Here is an 18,367-nt window from a genome sequence, read left to right on the forward strand (position 1 = left end):
TAGACCATGTTTGAAATCATGGAAACCCATTCCGACGAGGCGGTGATCAAGGTCATCGGTGTCGGTGGTGGCGGTGGCAACGCCGTCGAGCATATGGTGAAGCACAATATCGAAGGTGTGGAGTTTGTCGCCACCAACACGGATGCCCAGGCGCTGCGCAAGTCCGCCGCCGGTTCCACCATCCAGTTGGGCCGTGACGTCACCAAGGGCCTGGGTGCCGGAGCTAACCCTGAAGTGGGTCGTGCCGCTGCCGAGGAAGACAGGGAAAACATTCGTGCCGCCATCCGCGGTTCGGACATGATCTTTATCGCTGCCGGTATGGGCGGTGGTACAGGTACAGGTGCTGCGCCGGTTGTGGCCCAGATTGCCAGAGAAGAAGGCATTCTGACCGTAGCCGTAGTCACCAAGCCGTTCCCCTTCGAAGGCAAGAAGCGTATGGCCTATGCCGAGCAGGGCATCGCCGAGCTGGCCAAGTATGTGGACTCGCTGATCACCATCCCCAATGAGAAGCTGCTTAAGGTGCTCGGTCGCGGTACCTCGCTGCTCGATGCCTTTGCTGCCGCCAACAACGTGCTGCTGGGTGCGGTGCAGGGTATTGCCGAGCTGATCACCCGTCCCGGTCTGATCAACGTTGACTTCGCCGACGTGAAAACCGTTATGTCCGAAATGGGCAACGCCATGATGGGTACAGGTGTGGCCAGCGGTGATGACCGTGCCGAAGAAGCCGCCGAAGCCGCTGTCGCCAGCCCGCTGCTGGAAGACATCGACTTGGCAGGTGCCCGCGGCGTGTTGGTGAACATCACCGCCGGTATGGATATGAGCATTGAAGAATTCGAGACTGTGGGTAACCACGTCAAGGCTTATGCCTCTGATAACGCCACAGTGGTGGTGGGTGCGGTTATCGATCCTGAAATGAGCAACGAGCTGCGGGTAACAGTGGTTGCCACAGGTATTGGTGCCGACAGGAAGCCCGATATCCAGCTGGTGCCCAAGGCGCAGCCACGGATTGAGCCTGTGATCCAGGTTGAGCCCCGCATTGAGCCCATGGTGACCGAAGAGCCTGTATACCAGACTCACACCGCTTCCATGGCCAAGAGCAACGCCGCGCCACAGGTGAACCCGACGCCTGCACCAGCGGTGAAGAACGAGCTTGATTATCTGGACATTCCTGCCTTCCTGCGTAAACAGGCGGATTGATCACGGGACTCTGGGCTGCCAGTGGACAACCTCGGCAAAGTAGCTTAATTTTTGTGAAATGCCAAAGTTGTGCTAGCATATCCGACCAGCCGATTTGACGGCTGTTGGCTATGCCTGCCTGAATGATGGCTAACTAGTTGAAATGTAAACGGGTATCTGAATGATTTTTCAAAGAACTGTTCAAAACATGGTAAAGAGCACTGGAGTCGGATTGCATTCCGGCAACAAGGTGACTTTGACCATAAAACCCGCACCCGTAAACACCGGAATTACTCTGGTGCGTACCGATTTGACGCCGGCGGTGGAAATCCCTGCCAAGGCCGATCAGGTTCGTGAAACCACCATGTGCACCGCACTGGTGAATGACGAAGGGGTTCGCATTTCGACAATTGAGCATCTGTTCGCCGCGCTTGCCGGTTTGGGCATAGACAACGCGATCATCGAAGTGGATGCGCCGGAAATACCGATAATGGACGGCAGTGCCAGCCCATTCGTATTCCTGCTGCAAACCGCCGGTATTCAGGAACAGGCCGCGCCCAAGAAATATCTCAGGATCAAACGCACCGTGCGGGTGGAAGACGGCGACAAGTGGGCCGAATTGCGTCCACATCAGGGGTTCAGGGTCAATTTTGCCATTGACTTCAACCATCCCGAGATCGCCCGCAGCCAGCAGCACATGGTGATGGATTTCTCCAGCACCGCGTTTGTCAAAGATATCAGCCGCGCCAGAACCTTTGGTTTTATGCGCGATATCGAGTATCTGCGTGCCAACAACCTGGCACTGGGTGGCAGCATGGAAAATGCTGTGGTGCTTGACGAATACCGCGTCCTCAACCCCGATGGCCTGCGTTATGAGGATGAGTTCGTGAAGCACAAGATCCTGGATGCCTTTGGTGATCTCTATGTCGCCGGACACGCGATAGTCGGAGAGTTCTGTGCCTATAAGACAGGACATGCCCTGAACAACCAGTTGGTCAGGGCCCTGCTGGCCCAGCAGGATGCCTGGGAACTGGTGAGCTTCGAAAAAGAAACCGATGTTCCCGTCAGCTTTATGGTGCCCCAGAGCGCCGTGCTGGCCTAATCCCGATTAAGACTGCCTTTTACGGCTGGCTAATGCAGCCAGCCGTTTTAGTTTCTGGCCCAGGGAACCTTCGGTGTGCTCGGCCAGGGCATTGATGTGAGCGGCGGCGGTTTCGCTCAATTGATTGGTGTTATTGCGTGAGATTGGCGTATACATAGCCAATCCCGGGTTGACTTTAACTTCGATAGAGGTAAGCATTGGGAGCGTTTCGGCCTGGAGCCGTGCCAATAATGCGGACTTTTGGAAGTTTATCCTGGCTGCCCAGGCGGCCGTGGTGGTTTCAATAATAAGAATACCCTGGCGGAGATTGGCTACTTTCAGCTGCTCCGTCACCGGACCTGAAAGCATCTGTTTCACCGCGTGATCCAGATTGGTCAGCAGTTCTGCTTTTTCTGCGAGATCCGGCAGTTGACCTGCTTGGTGAAGCAGCAGACTGAGGTCCTGGGGAAGCTTCTTCATATGATAATAAGATGGCTGAATTAGGCTATGAGTGTAACAGTTTTTATTCAAGGTCGGAATGGCGTGACCCGTTGGCAGCCAGGCAAACGCTGGTTGCTGTTGCCTTTTCTGCTGCTGGCGGCAGGCTCCGGTCTTTACCAATACAACAGCGATCGCTTTGAATCGCAACAGGCCCGTGTCGAAGGCGAACGCGAGGCCCGTGAAGCCCAGAAAAAACAGGTGTTGGAACTCAAATCCGCCACCGAAACCCAACTTGCCACCCTGGTGACCTACGTTGCCCGGATGCAGGCAAAAATGACCCGTCTTGAAGCGCTGGGGCAGCAGCTCGCCCAAAACTACCAACTGGAAGATCAATTTGATTTCTCCGCCGAAGTGGGTGTGGGTGGTATGAGCGAACTCGGCAGCAGCATAGAACTTGGTCAGCTTATTGAAGACATGGATAAGCTGGCATTCAGAATTGATAACAATGACGCTCAGATGGCACTGCTTGAAACAGTGACATCCAATCTCCATATAGATGAAGAGCGTTTTGTATCAGGGCGTCCGGTCAGCAAAGGCTGGCTCTCATCGCCCTACGGTTTACGCAATGATCCCTTCACCGGCCGCAGAACCATGCATAAAGGCATAGACTTTGCGGGCACAGAAGGGGCGGATGTCCTCGCCACCGCCGGTGGTGTGGTGACATGGGCAGGGAACATGTTTGGCTATGGCGAACTGGTGGAGATAGATCATGGTAATGGTCTGCGCACCCGTTATGGTCACAATCAAGCTTTGTCAGTAACTGTGGGTGACGTGGTCGCCAAGGGCGAGAAAATTGCCTCAATGGGAAGCACTGGGCGGTCTACCGGCCCCCATGTGCATTATGAAGTGTTGCGCAGTGGACAGCAGATCGATCCGCAGAAGTTCGTCTACCGCAAGGCTGGTTAATTTTAATTTTGGCTTTTGACTCGACCAGGGACTTGGCCTTCACAGAGATAAGTGATTCAGATGTTAGGTAAATTACTGACAAAAATTTTTGGTAGCCGCAACGACCGTACCCTCAAGGCCCTTGGCAAAGTCGTTAACCAGATCAACGCGTTGGAAAGCGAATATGAGCAACTGTCCGACGAAGCCCTGAAGGCGAAAACGGCAGAATTCCGCGAGCGCTTGGAAAAAGGTGAAACTCTGGATGACATCATGGCCGAGGCTTTTGCCACGGTACGTGAAGCGTCCAAGCGCGTCTTTGAAATGCGTCACTTTGATGTACAGTTGCTCGGTGGCATGGTGCTGGACAGTAACCGCATCGCCGAGATGCGTACCGGTGAAGGTAAAACCCTGACCGCAACCCTGCCGGCCTACCTCAACGGTCTGACCGGTAAAGGTGTACACGTAATCACAGTCAACGACTACCTGGCCCGCCGCGATGCTGAAAATAACCGTCCTCTGTTTGAATTTCTCGGCCTGACCGTAGGCATCAACGTTGCCGGCCTGAGCCAGGCTGACAAGAAAGCCGCCTACAACGCCGACATCACCTACGGTACCAACAACGAATTCGGTTTTGACTACCTGCGTGACAATATGGCCTTCGCGCCCCAGGACAGGGTACAACGTCCGCTGCACTATGCGCTGATCGATGAAGTGGACTCCATTCTGATCGACGAGGCCCGTACCCCACTGATCATTTCCGGTGCTGCTGAAGACAGCTCCGAACTCTATGTTCGGGTCAATAAATTGATCCCCAGCCTGGTGCGTCAGGAAAAGGAAGACACCGAAGAGTTCGTCGGTGAAGGCGACTACACCATAGATGAGAAGGCCAAGCAGGTGCACATGACCGAGCGCGGTCAGGAAAAGGTCGAGCAGCTGCTGATCGATGCAGGCTTGCTGGCCGAAGGCGACTCACTGTACTCAGCCGCCAACATTTCTCTGCTGCACCACGTCAATGCTGCCCTGCGTGCCCACACCTTGTTCGAAAAAGACGTGGATTACGTGATACAGAACGGCGAAGTGGTGATAGTGGATGAACACACCGGCCGTACCATGCCCGGTCGCCGTTGGTCCGAAGGTCTGCATCAGGCCGTGGAAGCCAAAGAAGGCGTCCACATTCAAAACGAAAACCAAACTCTGGCTTCAATTACCTTCCAGAATTACTTCCGTCTGTACGAGAAGTTGGCCGGTATGACGGGTACCGCCGATACCGAAGCCTTCGAATTCCAGCACATCTATGGTTTGGATACAGTAGTGGTGCCCACCAACAGGCCGATGATCCGCAACGACATGGCCGATCTGGTGTACCTCACCGCCCGTGAAAAATACCAGGCCATCATCGCTGACATTAAAGATTGCCGTGAGCGTGGCCAGCCCGTGCTCGTGGGTACCATCTCGATTGAACAGTCTGAGCTGCTGTCGCGCTTGCTGAACCAGGAAAAGATCCCCCATCAGGTACTGAACGCCAAGTTCCATGAGAAGGAAGCGGAAATCGTAGCCCAGGCCGGTCGCAGTGGTGCCGTGACCGTGGCCACCAACATGGCAGGTCGTGGTACCGACATTGTGCTTGGTGGTAACTGGAAAGCCGAGATTGAAGCTCTGGAAAACCCAACCGACGAAGAGATAGCAAAGATCCGCGCCGATTGGGAAGTACGCCACAACGCCGTGGTGGAAGCCGGCGGTCTGCATATTCTCGGTACCGAGCGCCATGAATCCCGTCGTATCGACAACCAGCTCCGTGGTCGTTCCGGTCGTCAAGGGGATCCGGGGTCATCCCGCTTCTACCTGTCCATGGAAGACAGCCTGATGCGCATCTTCGCCTCTGAGCGTGTTTCGAACATGATGAAGAAGCTGGGGATGGAAGAGGGCGAAGCCATTGAGCATCCATGGGTATCCCGCGCCATTGAAAATGCCCAGCGTAAGGTTGAGGCCCGTAACTTCGATATCCGTAAGCAGTTGCTGGAATTTGACGATGTGGCCAACGACCAGCGTCAGGTGGTTTACGCCCAGCGCAACGAACTGATGGATGCGGAGAGCATCGAGGCCACCATTAACAACATTCAGGCCGATGTCATCAACGGCGTGATCGATCAATACATTCCACCTCAGTCGGTTGAAGAGCTGTGGGACGTTGCCGGTCTGGAAGAGCGTCTGGCTCAGGAATTCGCGCTGCGCTTGCCGGTTCAGGAGTGGCTGGATAAGGAAGAGGATCTGCACGAAGACACGCTACGTGAGCGTATTCTCGACGTATGGAACCAGGCTTACCAAGCCAAGGCCCAGATGGTTGGTCCCCAGGTGCTGCGTCAGTTTGAAAAAGCCGTGATGATGCAGACCCTTGATGGCCTGTGGAAAGAACACCTGGCTGCCATGGATCATTTGCGTCAGGGTATCCATCTGCGCGGTTATGCCCAAAAGAACCCCAAGCAGGAATATAAGCGTGAATCCTTTGAGCTGTTCCAGCAGATGCTGGAAACCCTCAAGCATGATGTGATTGCCATCCTCTCCAAGGTGCAGGTGCAAGCCCAATCGGAAGTGGAAGAGATGGAAGCGCGCCGCCGTCAGGAAGAAGCCCGTATGCAGCGCGAGTATCAACACGCCCAGGCCGAAGCCTTGGTAGGTGGTGACGATAATGCCGCTGAATTGGCCTCGGGTATCCCGATTGTCCGTGATGGCGAGAAGGTAGGCCGCAATGATCCTTGTCCTTGCGGCTCAGGTAAGAAATATAAGCAATGTCATGGCAAGTTGACCTGATATAGCAATGCAAAATAAAAGGCGCCTTTATGGCGCCTTTTATTTTTTTGGTTTCTGCCAAATGGGTTCAGCATTTAAGGCTAAATATTGCCCACCGAAGACGACAATGTGGATAAGTTTGGGGGTAACTTGGGAGCTGTTTGTGTGCAACAGTAAAGCCTAAAAAAAGATCGCAATTTCCTTAAAAAAGCCCTTGCACAAAAAGTTCGGCTCCCTATAATGCGCCACCACTGACACGGCAAAGCAGCGACACTAGAGGTCCATGGTAAGCCGGTCCGGCAGCAAGCCAGAACATTAAAACAGCAGTTGAAAATGTTCGTAAAAAAGGGCTTGACGCTGAAAAAGGGATGTGTAGAATACGCAGCCCTGACCAGAAGAGAAATGGTCAACGTTCTTTAACAATTTATCAAGCAATCTGTGTGGACACTCGCAGAGCTGATGACATCGACAACGATATTCATCAGTGAATGATGTCCATGCAAACATGCAGTTTGCGACTGTTTACAGTTGCAAAATCGACAGAATTCATTGAGCAGTTTGGCGTAAGCCAAACACCAAAACTTTTAATTGAAGAGTTTGATCATGGCTCAGATTGAACGCTGGCGGCAGGCCTAACACATGCAAGTCGAGCGGTAACACAAGGGAGCTTGCTCCTGAGGTGACGAGCGGCGGACGGGTGAGTAATGCCTGGGAACTTGCCCATTCGAGGGGGATAACAGTTGGAAACGACTGCTAATACCGCATACGCCCTACGGGGGAAAGCAGGGGAACTTCGGTCCTTGCGCGAATGGATAGGCCCAGGTGGGATTAGCTAGTTGGTGAGGTAAAGGCTCACCAAGGCGACGATCCCTAGCTGTTCTGAGAGGATGATCAGCCACACTGGGACTGAGACACGGCCCAGACTCCTACGGGAGGCAGCAGTGGGGAATATTGGACAATGGGCGCAAGCCTGATCCAGCCATGCCGCGTGTGTGAAGAAGGCCTTCGGGTTGTAAAGCACTTTCAGTGGGGAGGAAAGGTTGTAGGTTAATACCCTATAGCTGTGACGTTACCCACAGAAGAAGCACCGGCTAACTCCGTGCCAGCAGCCGCGGTAATACGGAGGGTGCAAGCGTTAATCGGAATTACTGGGCGTAAAGCGTGCGCAGGCGGTTTGTTAAGCGAGATGTGAAAGCCCCGGGCTCAACCTGGGAATTGCATTTCGAACTGGCAAACTAGAGTCTTGTAGAGGGGGGTAGAATTCCAGGTGTAGCGGTGAAATGCGTAGAGATCTGGAGGAATACCGGTGGCGAAGGCGGCCCCCTGGACAAAGACTGACGCTCAGGCACGAAAGCGTGGGGAGCAAACAGGATTAGATACCCTGGTAGTCCACGCCGTAAACGATGTCTACTCGGAGTTTGGTGTCTTGAACACTGGGCTCTCAAGCTAACGCATTAAGTAGACCGCCTGGGGAGTACGGCCGCAAGGTTAAAACTCAAATGAATTGACGGGGGCCCGCACAAGCGGTGGAGCATGTGGTTTAATTCGATGCAACGCGAAGAACCTTACCTACTCTTGACATCCAGAGAACTTGGCAGAGATGCCTTGGTGCCTTCGGGAACTCTGAGACAGGTGCTGCATGGCTGTCGTCAGCTCGTGTTGTGAAATGTTGGGTTAAGTCCCGCAACGAGCGCAACCCTTATCCTTACTTGCCAGCGGGTCATGCCGGGAACTTTAGGGAGACTGCCGGTGATAAACCGGAGGAAGGTGGGGACGACGTCAAGTCATCATGGCCCTTACGAGTAGGGCTACACACGTGCTACAATGGTCAGTACAGAGGGTTGCGAAGCCGCGAGGTGGAGCTAATCCCATAAAGCTGGTCGTAGTCCGGATTGGAGTCTGCAACTCGACTCCATGAAGTCGGAATCGCTAGTAATCGTGGATCAGAATGCCACGGTGAATACGTTCCCGGGCCTTGTACACACCGCCCGTCACACCATGGGAGTGGGCTGCAAAAGAAGTGGGTAGCTTAACCTTCGGGGGGGCGCTCACCACTTTGTGGTTCATGACTGGGGTGAAGTCGTAACAAGGTAGCCCTAGGGGAACCTGGGGCTGGATCACCTCCTTACCTAAGCGATGCGTCGCACTGTTGAGTGTTCACACAGATTGCTTGATAGATGAAAAGAGACAAATGCGTGAGGGTCTGTAGCTCAGGTGGTTAGAGCGTTCGCCTGATAAGCGAGAGGTCGGTAGTTCGAGTCTACTCAGACCCACCAATCTCATTGATGCTGCGTTGGGCTCGTCGTCGTTTACTTCAGTAAACTTCCGCCGTTCCCGCCTTGCCTGAATGAGATTAATCATCCCGCATTGTTTCAGACTGTGATGACGGCGGATGCTGTCTGAAATGGGGCTATAGCTCAGCTGGGAGAGCGCCTGCCTTGCACGCAGGAGGTCTGCGGTTCGATCCCGCATAGCTCCACCACTTCGCTGCCACAGCGACAGTCTCAGGAATAGAGACGCCAAAGATAAGTATTGAATTTATCTTTGGCTTTTTTAAGCCCGCTCTTTAACAATTTGGAAAGCTGATAGTAGAAACTGGACCCTCTCTTAGAGATGGATTCAGTTAATACAAAAATTGAGTTCTCAAACACTTCAATCAAGTGTTTTGGGTATTCTTCAAGGCGGGTCCATTTCCTACCCTGGAAATGAGACCAAGTAAAACCAGCTGGTCGCAACAGCTCAAGTGAAACTCATTTGGGTTGTATGGTTAAGCGACTAAGCGTATACGGTGGATGCCTTGGCAGTCAGAGGCGATGAAGGACGTAGTAACTTGCGAAAAGCGTTGGTGAGGTAGTAACAACCGTTATAGCCAGCGATGTCCGAATGGGGGAACCCGGCAGCATAAGCTGTCATCACTACATGAATACATAGTGTAGTGAGGCGAACGAGGGGAACTGAAACATCTAAGTACCCTTAGGAAAAGAAATCAACCGAGATTCCCTAAGTAGCGGCGAGCGAACGGGGATTAGCCCTTAAGTCTTTGGGGTGTTAGTGGAATGTGTTGGAAAGCACAACGGTACAGGGTGATAGTCCCGTACACGACAACTAACCAGAGATGAAAACGAGTAAGGCGGCACACGTGATATGTTGTCTGAACATGGGGGGACCATCCTCCAAGGCTAAATACTCCTGACTGACCGATAGTGAACCAGTACCGTGAGGGAAAGGCGAAAAGAACCCCTGTGAGGGGAGTGAAATAGAACCTGAAACCGTATACGTACAAGCAGTGGGAGCGGTTCTTGAGACCGTGACTGCGTACCTTTTGTATAATGGGTCAGCGACTTACATTTAGTAGCGAGGTTAAGCGAATAGCGGAGCCGTAGGGAAACCGAGTGTTAACTGCGCGTTTAGTTGCTAGGTGTAGACCCGAAACCCGGTGATCTAGCCATGGGCAGGTTGAAGGTTGAGTAACATCAACTGGAGGACCGAACCGACTAATGTTGAAAAATTAGCGGATGACTTGTGGCTGGGGGTGAAAGGCCAATCAAACCGGGAGATATCTGGTTCTCCTCGAAAGCTATTTAGGTAGCGCCTCGGACGAACACCTTTGGGGGTAGAGCACTGTTAAGGCTAGGGGGTCATCCCGACTTACCAACCCTTTGCAAACTCCGAATACCAAAGAGTGCTATCCGGGAGACAGACGGCGGGTGCTAACGTCCGTCGTCAAAAGGGAAACAACCCAGACCGTCAGCTAAGGTCCCAAAGTAATTGCTAAGTGGGAAACGATGTGGGAAGGCTTAGACAGCTAGGATGTTGGCTTAGAAGCAGCCATCATTTAAAGAAAGCGTAATAGCTCACTAGTCGAGTCGGCCTGCGCGGAAGATGTAACGGGGCTAAGCAATTCACCGAAGCTACGGGTGTGCACGATAACGTGTACGCGGTAGAGGAGCGTTCTGTAAGCCGTTGAAGGTGAAGGGGTAACCCACACTGGAGGTATCAGAAGTGCGAATGCTGACATGAGTAACGATAAAGGGGGTGAAAAACCCCCTCGCCGAAAGACCAAGGGTTCCTGTCCAACGTTAATCGGGGCAGGGTGAGTCGACCCCTAAGGCGAGGCCGAAAGGCGTAGTCGATGGGAAACGGGTTAATATTCCCGTACTTCTGCTAACTGCGATGGAGAGACGGAGAAGGCTAGGCCAGCACGGCGTTGGTTGTCCGTGTTTAAGGTGGTAGGTGGTGTGCTTAGGCAAATCCGGGCACACATACACCGAGAGCTGATGACGAGGTGCTACGGCACTGAAGTGGTTGATGCCAGGCTTCCAGGAAAATCTTCTAAGCTTCAGGTTAGCAGGAATCGTACCCCAAACCGACACAGGTGGTCGGGTAGAGAATACCAAGGCGCTTGAGAGAACTCGGCTGAAGGAACTAGGCAAAATGGTACCGTAACTTCGGGAGAAGGTACGCTGCTGTTGGTGGAGGGACTTGCTCCCCGAGCTGACGGCAGTCGCAGATACCAGGTGGCTGCAACTGTTTATCAAAAACACAGCACTGTGCAAACTCGCAAGAGGAAGTATACGGTGTGACGCCTGCCCGGTGCCGGAAGGTTAATTGATTGGGTTATCGCAAGAGAAGCTCATGATCGAAGCCCCGGTAAACGGCGGCCGTAACTATAACGGTCCTAAGGTAGCGAAATTCCTTGTCGGGTAAGTTCCGACCTGCACGAATGGCGTAATGATGGCCACGCTGTCTCCAGCCGAGACTCAGTGAAGTTGAAATTGCGGTGAAGATGCCGTATACCCGCGGCTAGACGGAAAGACCCCGTGAACCTTTACTATAGCTTGGCACTGAACATTGACCCTACATGTGTAGGATAGGTGGGAGACTTTGAAGCGGGAACGCCAGTTCTCGTGGAGTCGTCCTTGAAATACCACCCTTGTAGTGTTGATGTTCTAACCTGGGCCCCTAATCGGGGTTAGGGACAGTGCCTGGTGGGTAGTTTGACTGGGGCGGTCTCCTCCCAAAGAGTAACGGAGGAGCACGAAGGTTGGCTAAGTACGGTCGGACATCGTACGGTTAGTGCAATGGCATAAGCCAGCTTAACTGCGAGACAGACACGTCGAGCAGGTACGAAAGTAGGTCATAGTGATCCGGTGGTTCTGAATGGAAGGGCCATCGCTCAACGGATAAAAGGTACTCCGGGGATAACAGGCTGATACCGCCCAAGAGTTCATATCGACGGCGGTGTTTGGCACCTCGATGTCGGCTCATCACATCCTGGGGCTGAAGTCGGTCCCAAGGGTATGGCTGTTCGCCATTTAAAGTGGTACGCGAGCTGGGTTCAGAACGTCGTGAGACAGTTCGGTCCCTATCTGCCGTGGGCGTTGGATGATTGAGGGGAGTTGCTCCTAGTACGAGAGGACCGGAGTGAACGAACCGCTGGTGTTCGGGTTGTCATGCCAATGGCATTGCCCGGTAGCTACGTTCGGAATCGATAACCGCTGAAAGCATCTAAGCGGGAAGCGAGCCCCAAGATGAGTCATCCCTTGGACCTAGAGTCCACATAAGAGCCGTTCGAGACCAGGACGTTGATAGGTCAGGTGTGTAAGCGTTGTGAGGCGTTGAGCTAACTGATACTAATGACTCGAGAGGCTTAACCATACAACCCAGATGGGTTTTACGTTTTGCTTGAAATACCCAAACTTGATTGAAGTCGAGACTCAAAGCTCGTAAGAGCAGCAGCACAGAATTTCCGGTCGCTTAGCTCAGCCGGGAGAGCACCTCCCTTACAAGGAGGGGGTCACTGGTTCGATCCCAGTAGCGACCACCATATTTCACTGCACAGCTTTCCAAATTACCAATTTTGTCTGGTGACAATAGCATTGTGGTCCCACCTGATCCCATTCCGAACTCAGAAGTGAAACGCAATCGCGCCGATGGTAGTGTGGGGTCTCCCCATGTGAGAGTAGGTCATCGCCAGACGCCTAATTTAATCAAATTGCCAATGCGATTTGAAAGAATTTGCTGATATGGCTCAGTCGGTAGAGCGCATCCTTGGTAAGGATGAGGTCCCCAGTTCGATTCTGGGTATCAGCACCATATTAGCTGCAATAGAAAGCAGCATAAAAATTTGTTTGGAAACCATAGTGCTGTGGTCCCACCTGATCCCATTCCGAACTCAGAAGTGAAACGCAGTCACGCCGATGGTAGTGTGGGGTCTCCCCATGTGAGAGTAGGTCATTTCCAAACGCCAAATTTTAGCAAGGCCACCCTAAGGGTGGCCTTTTGCTTTTCTGCATTCCTGCAATCAGTCCCCACACCGTTATTGCGCCACAGCCATATTACTCTCAGCAAACTTACCACCATGCCGCAAATCCTGACTGCTTCTATTGCCTGGAGACCTTATCTGGGAGTTCCCTGGTCTTTGGGACTGCGAGGTGAAGTTGGTAGCCTTAAGTCACCGTCAGTCCATTTCAGGAGCCAACAGGTACTTGGGGAATCTCTGCCTGACAATAACCGCAGTGTCCTCAGTCATCCTGGGATGACAGATCAACATCTCTATCAGGTACGGTTCTTTGGCAGTATTTGTGGCATCGATGTCTTCTATTGGCACCACGGGAACGATATTTGTTGTGCCCAATGCGGCGATTTTTATATCCAGCATACAACCAAAGAAAAATAGTTCAGACACAGGTGTGCTTTGTGATCCCTGCTATACTGGTAAACCCACCTGTGGATAAGCGGTAGGTAACTTGTGTGTTAGCTTGGGGTTTAAGCATATGCACTCAAAGTCGCGAATTTTTACCGAAAAGCCCTTGCGTAAAAAGTGCGGCTGCCTATAATGCGCATCCACTGACACGGCAGGCAGCGCAAGGCGCGGCGGCAGGTGAAAGTGGTCGGAGTGAAGCTCCGGCAGCGTCGAAAAAAGTTTGCAAAAACAGCTTGACGCGAAAACGGGGTTCTGTAGAATACGCAGCCCTGACCCGCTGAGAACTCGGTGGGATGCCCAAGCGGCACCGTTCTTTAACAAGTTATTAAGACAAGCAAATCTGTGTGGACACTCGCAGAGCTGATGACATCGACAACGATATTCATCAGTGAATGATGTCCATGCAAACATGCAGTTTGCGACTGTTTACAGTTGCAAAATCGACAGAATTCATTGAGCAGTTTGGCGTAAGCCAAACACCAAAACTTTTAATTGAAGAGTTTGATCATGGCTCAGATTGAACGCTGGCGGCAGGCCTAACACATGCAAGTCGAGCGGTAACACAAGGGAGCTTGCTCCTGAGGTGACGAGCGGCGGACGGGTGAGTAATGCCTGGGAACTTGCCCATTCGAGGGGGATAACAGTTGGAAACGACTGCTAATACCGCATACGCCCTACGGGGGAAAGCAGGGGAACTTCGGTCCTTGCGCGAATGGATAGGCCCAGGTGGGATTAGCTAGTTGGTGAGGTAAAGGCTCACCAAGGCGACGATCCCTAGCTGTTCTGAGAGGATGATCAGCCACACTGGGACTGAGACACGGCCCAGACTCCTACGGGAGGCAGCAGTGGGGAATATTGGACAATGGGCGCAAGCCTGATCCAGCCATGCCGCGTGTGTGAAGAAGGCCTTCGGGTTGTAAAGCACTTTCAGTGGGGAGGAAAGGTTGTAGGTTAATACCCTATAGCTGTGACGTTACCCACAGAAGAAGCACCGGCTAACTCCGTGCCAGCAGCCGCGGTAATACGGAGGGTGCAAGCGTTAATCGGAATTACTGGGCGTAAAGCGTGCGCAGGCGGTTTGTTAAGCGAGATGTGAAAGCCCCGGGCTCAACCTGGGAATTGCATTTCGAACTGGCAAACTAGAGTCTTGTAGAGGGGGGTAGAATTCCAGGTGTAGCGGTGAAATGCGTAGAGATCTGGAGGAATACCGGTGGCGAAGGCGGCCCCCTGGACAAAGACTGACGCTCAGGCACGAAAGCGTGGGGAGCAAACAGGATTAGATACCCTGGTAGTCCACGCCGTAAACGATGTCTACTCGGAGTTTGGTGTCTTGAACACTGGGCTCTCAAGCTAACGCATTAAGTAGACCGCCTGGGGAGTACGGCCGCAAGGTTAAAACTCAAATGAATTGACGGGGGCCCGCACAAGCGGTGGAGCATGTGGTTTAATTCGATGCAACGCGAAGAACCTTACCTACTCTTGACATCCAGAGAACTTGGCAGAGATGCCTTGGTGCCTTCGGGAACTCTGAGACAGGTGCTGCATGGCTGTCGTCAGCTCGTGTTGTGAAATGTTGGGTTAAGTCCCGCAACGAGCGCAACCCTTATCCTTACTTGCCAGCGGGTCATGCCGGGAACTTTAGGGAGACTGCCGGTGATAAACCGGAGGAAGGTGGGGACGACGTCAAGTCATCATGGCCCTTACGAGTAGGGCTACACACGTGCTACAATGGTCAGTACAGAGGGTTGCGAAGCCGCGAGGTGGAGCTAATCCCATAAAGCTGGTCGTAGTCCGGATTGGAGTCTGCAACTCGACTCCATGAAGTCGGAATCGCTAGTAATCGTGGATCAGAATGCCACGGTGAATACGTTCCCGGGCCTTGTACACACCGCCCGTCACACCATGGGAGTGGGCTGCAAAAGAAGTGGGTAGCTTAACCTTCGGGGGGGCGCTCACCACTTTGTGGTTCATGACTGGGGTGAAGTCGTAACAAGGTAGCCCTAGGGGAACCTGGGGCTGGATCACCTCCTTACCTAAGCGATGCGTCGCACTGTTGAGTGTTCACACAGATAGGTTTGTCTTAAAACCTGCATTATCGAAAGATGATGTTGCTCTTTAACAATTTGGAAAGCTGATAGTAGAAACTGGACCCTCTCTTAGAGATGGATTCAGTTAATACAAAAATTGAGTTCTCAAACACTTCAATCAAGTGTTTTGGGTATTCTTCAAGGCGGGTCCATTTCCTACCCTGGAAATGAGACCAAGTAAAACCAGCTGGTCGCAACAGCTCAAGTGAAACTCATTTGGGTTGTATGGTTAAGCGACTAAGCGTATACGGTGGATGCCTTGGCAGTCAGAGGCGATGAAGGACGTAGTAACTTGCGAAAAGCGTTGGTGAGGTAGTAACAACCGTTATAGCCAGCGATGTCCGAATGGGGGAACCCGGCAGCATAAGCTGTCATCACTACATGAATACATAGTGTAGTGAGGCGAACGAGGGGAACTGAAACATCTAAGTACCCTTAGGAAAAGAAATCAACCGAGATTCCCTAAGTAGCGGCGAGCGAACGGGGATTAGCCCTTAAGTCTTTGGGGTGTTAGTGGAATGTGTTGGAAAGCACAACGGTACAGGGTGATAGTCCCGTACACGACAACTAACCAGAGATGAAAACGAGTAAGGCGGCACACGTGATATGTTGTCTGAACATGGGGGGACCATCCTCCAAGGCTAAATACTCCTGACTGACCGATAGTGAACCAGTACCGTGAGGGAAAGGCGAAAAGAACCCCTGTGAGGGGAGTGAAATAGAACCTGAAACCGTATACGTACAAGCAGTGGGAGCGGTTCTTGAGACCGTGACTGCGTACCTTTTGTATAATGGGTCAGCGACTTACATTTAGTAGCGAGGTTAAGCGAATAGCGGAGCCGTAGGGAAACCGAGTGTTAACTGCGCGTTTAGTTGCTAGGTGTAGACCCGAAACCCGGTGATCTAGCCATGGGCAGGTTGAAGGTTGAGTAACATCAACTGGAGGACCGAACCGACTAATGTTGAAAAATTAGCGGATGACTTGTGGCTGGGGGTGAAAGGCCAATCAAACCGGGAGATATCTGGTTCTCCTCGAAAGCTATTTAGGTAGCGCCTCGGACGAACACCTTTGGGGGTAGAGCACTGTTAAGGCTAGGGGGTCATCCCGACTTACCAACCCTTTGCAAACTCCGAATACCAAAGAGTGCTATCCGGGAGACAGACGGCGGGTGCTAACGTCCGTCGTCAAAAGGGAAACAACCCAGACCGTCAGCTAAGGTCCCAAAGTAATTGCTAAGTGGGAAACGATGTGGGAAGGCTTAGACAGCTAGGATGTTGGCTTAGAAGCAGCCATCATTTAAAGAAAGCGTAATAGCTCACTAGTCGAGTCGGCCTGCGCGGAAGATGTAACGGGGCTAAGCAATTCACCGAAGCTACGGGTGTGCACGATAACGTGTACGCGGTAGAGGAGCGTTCTGTAAGCCGTTGAAGGTGAAGGGGTAACCCACACTGGAGGTATCAGAAGTGCGAATGCTGACATGAGTAACGATAAAGGGGGTGAAAAACCCCCTCGCCGAAAGACCAAGGGTTCCTGTCCAACGTTAATCGGGGCAGGGTGAGTCGACCCCTAAGGCGAGGCCGAAAGGCGTAGTCGATGGGAAACGGGTTAATATTCCCGTACTTCTGCTAACTGCGATGGAGAGACGGAGAAGGCTAGGCCAGCACGGCGTTGGTTGTCCGTGTTTAAGGTGGTAGGTGGTGTGCTTAGGCAAATCCGGGCACACATACACCGAGAGCTGATGACGAGGTGCTACGGCACTGAAGTGGTTGATGCCAGGCTTCCAGGAAAATCTTCTAAGCTTCAGGTTAGCAGGAATCGTACCCCAAACCGACACAGGTGGTCGGGTAGAGAATACCAAGGCGCTTGAGAGAACTCGGCTGAAGGAACTAGGCAAAATGGTACCGTAACTTCGGGAGAAGGTACGCTGCTGTTGGTGGAGGGACTTGCTCCCCGAGCTGACGGCAGTCGCAGATACCAGGTGGCTGCAACTGTTTATCAAAAACACAGCACTGTGCAAACTCGCAAGAGGAAGTATACGGTGTGACGCCTGCCCGGTGCCGGAAGGTTAATTGATTGGGTTATCGCAAGAGAAGCTCATGATCGAAGCCCCGGTAAACGGCGGCCGTAACTATAACGGTCCTAAGGTAGCGAAATTCCTTGTCGGGTAAGTTCCGACCTGCACGAATGGCGTAATGATGGCCACGCTGTCTCCAGCCGAGACTCAGTGAAGTTGAAATTGCGGTGAAGATGCCGTATACCCGCGGCTAGACGGAAAGACCCCGTGAACCTTTACTATAGCTTGGCACTGAACATTGACCCTACATGTGTAGGATAGGTGGGAGACTTTGAAGCGGGAACGCCAGTTCTCGTGGAGTCGTCCTTGAAATACCACCCTTGTAGTGTTGATGTTCTAACCTGGGCCCCTAATCGGGGTTAGGGACAGTGCCTGGTGGGTAGTTTGACTGGGGCGGTCTCCTCCCAAAGAGTAACGGAGGAGCACGAAGGTTGGCTAAGTACGGTCGGACATCGTACGGTTAGTGCAATGGCATAAGCCAGCTTAACTGCGAGACAGACACGTCGAGCAGGTACGAAAGTAGGTCATAGTGATCCGGTGGTTCTGAATGGAAGGGCCATCGCTCAACGGATAAAAGGTACTCCGGGGATAACAGGCTGATACCGCCCAAGAGTTCATATCGACGGCGGTGTTTGGCACCTCGATGTCGGCTCATCACATCCTGGGGCTGAAGTCGGTCCCAAGGGTATGGCTGTTCGCCATTTAAAGTGGTACGCGAGCTGGGTTCAGAACGTCGTGAGACAGTTCGGTCCCTATCTGCCGTGGGCGTTGGATGATTGAGGGGAGTTGCTCCTAGTACGAGAGGACCGGAGTGAACGAACCGCTGGTGTTCGGGTTGTCATGCCAATGGCATTGCCCGGTAGCTACGTTCGGAATCGATAACCGCTGAAAGCATCTAAGCGGGAAGCGAGCCCCAAGATGAGTCATCCCTTGGACCTAGAGTCCACATAAGAGCCGTTCGAGACCAGGACGTTGATAGGTCAGGTGTGTAAGCGTTGTGAGGCGTTGAGCTAACTGATACTAATGACTCGAGAGGCTTAACCATACAACCCAGATGGGTTTTACGTTT

At 52.7% G+C, this 18,367-nt stretch carries 6 protein-coding genes, 4 tRNA genes and 6 rRNA genes; 14 read left to right on the forward strand and 2 right to left on the reverse strand.

Features of this window, described 5'->3' with window-relative positions:
- Positions 1 to 6 precede the first annotated feature (6 nt).
- The gene (gene ftsZ, locus JYB85_RS01805; protein ID WP_207380803.1) at positions 7 to 1,197 is read left to right on the forward strand and encodes a cell division protein FtsZ; all 1,191 of its coding nucleotides are present in this window, start codon (positions 7 to 9) and stop codon (positions 1,195 to 1,197) included.
- Between the two features lie 160 nt (positions 1,198 to 1,357).
- Positions 1,358 to 2,278 (forward strand): UDP-3-O-acyl-N-acetylglucosamine deacetylase, encoded by a 921-nt coding sequence (gene lpxC, locus JYB85_RS01810; protein WP_207380804.1) that lies wholly within the window; start codon positions 1,358 to 1,360, stop codon positions 2,276 to 2,278.
- A gap of 6 nt (positions 2,279 to 2,284) precedes the next feature.
- On the opposite strand, the gene JYB85_RS01815 is transcribed toward lpxC, so the two are convergent.
- Complete coding sequence (locus JYB85_RS01815) at positions 2,285 to 2,737, reverse strand: DUF721 domain-containing protein (protein WP_207325257.1); 453 nt, start codon at positions 2,735 to 2,737, stop codon at positions 2,285 to 2,287.
- Positions 2,738 to 2,764: 27 nt separating this feature from the next.
- Between JYB85_RS01815 and JYB85_RS01820 the strand changes: the two genes are divergently transcribed.
- From JYB85_RS01820 to rrf (JYB85_RS01865), 10 genes are all read left to right on the forward strand, one after another.
- Positions 2,765 to 3,664, forward strand: a complete 900-nt coding sequence (locus JYB85_RS01820; RefSeq protein WP_207380805.1) for a M23 family metallopeptidase — start codon at positions 2,765 to 2,767, stop codon at positions 3,662 to 3,664.
- 60 nt (positions 3,665 to 3,724) lie between these two features.
- Complete coding sequence (secA, locus tag JYB85_RS01825) at positions 3,725 to 6,451, forward strand: preprotein translocase subunit SecA (RefSeq protein ID WP_207380806.1); 2,727 nt, start codon at positions 3,725 to 3,727, stop codon at positions 6,449 to 6,451.
- Positions 6,452 to 7,015: 564 nt separating this feature from the next.
- A 16S ribosomal RNA gene (locus JYB85_RS01830) occupies positions 7,016 to 8,558 on the forward strand.
- Between the two features lie 71 nt (positions 8,559 to 8,629).
- Positions 8,630 to 8,706, forward strand: a tRNA-Ile gene (locus tag JYB85_RS01835).
- A 130-nt stretch (positions 8,707 to 8,836) separates the two neighbouring features.
- Positions 8,837 to 8,912 (forward strand) — tRNA-Ala (locus tag JYB85_RS01840).
- Between the two features lie 283 nt (positions 8,913 to 9,195).
- Positions 9,196 to 12,088 (forward strand): 23S ribosomal RNA (locus tag JYB85_RS01845).
- Positions 12,089 to 12,181: 93 nt separating this feature from the next.
- A tRNA-Val gene (locus tag JYB85_RS01850) sits at positions 12,182 to 12,257 on the forward strand.
- 36 nt (positions 12,258 to 12,293) lie between these two features.
- A 5S ribosomal RNA gene (gene rrf / locus JYB85_RS01855) occupies positions 12,294 to 12,409 on the forward strand.
- A 41-nt stretch (positions 12,410 to 12,450) separates the two neighbouring features.
- Positions 12,451 to 12,526, forward strand: a tRNA-Thr gene (locus tag JYB85_RS01860).
- Positions 12,527 to 12,560: 34 nt separating this feature from the next.
- Positions 12,561 to 12,676, forward strand: a 5S ribosomal RNA gene (gene rrf / locus JYB85_RS01865).
- A gap of 214 nt (positions 12,677 to 12,890) precedes the next feature.
- Here rrf (JYB85_RS01865) and JYB85_RS01870 read toward each other — a convergent pair.
- Positions 12,891 to 13,118, reverse strand: a complete 228-nt coding sequence (locus JYB85_RS01870) for a hypothetical protein (RefSeq protein WP_207380807.1) — start codon at positions 13,116 to 13,118, stop codon at positions 12,891 to 12,893.
- Positions 13,119 to 13,625: 507 nt separating this feature from the next.
- Here JYB85_RS01870 and JYB85_RS01875 point away from each other — a divergent pair.
- Together JYB85_RS01875 and JYB85_RS01880 are read left to right on the forward strand one after the other, a co-directional pair.
- A 16S ribosomal RNA gene (locus tag JYB85_RS01875) occupies positions 13,626 to 15,168 on the forward strand.
- Between the two features lie 282 nt (positions 15,169 to 15,450).
- A 23S ribosomal RNA gene (locus JYB85_RS01880) occupies positions 15,451 to 18,343 on the forward strand.
- Together the 16S, 23S and 5S rRNA genes with 4 tRNA genes alongside form the textbook arrangement of a ribosomal RNA operon.
- Positions 18,344 to 18,367 lie beyond the last annotated feature (24 nt).

This window comes from Shewanella sedimentimangrovi, from assembly GCF_017354965.1.
GTDB lineage: Bacteria > Pseudomonadota > Gammaproteobacteria > Enterobacterales > Shewanellaceae > Shewanella > Shewanella cyperi.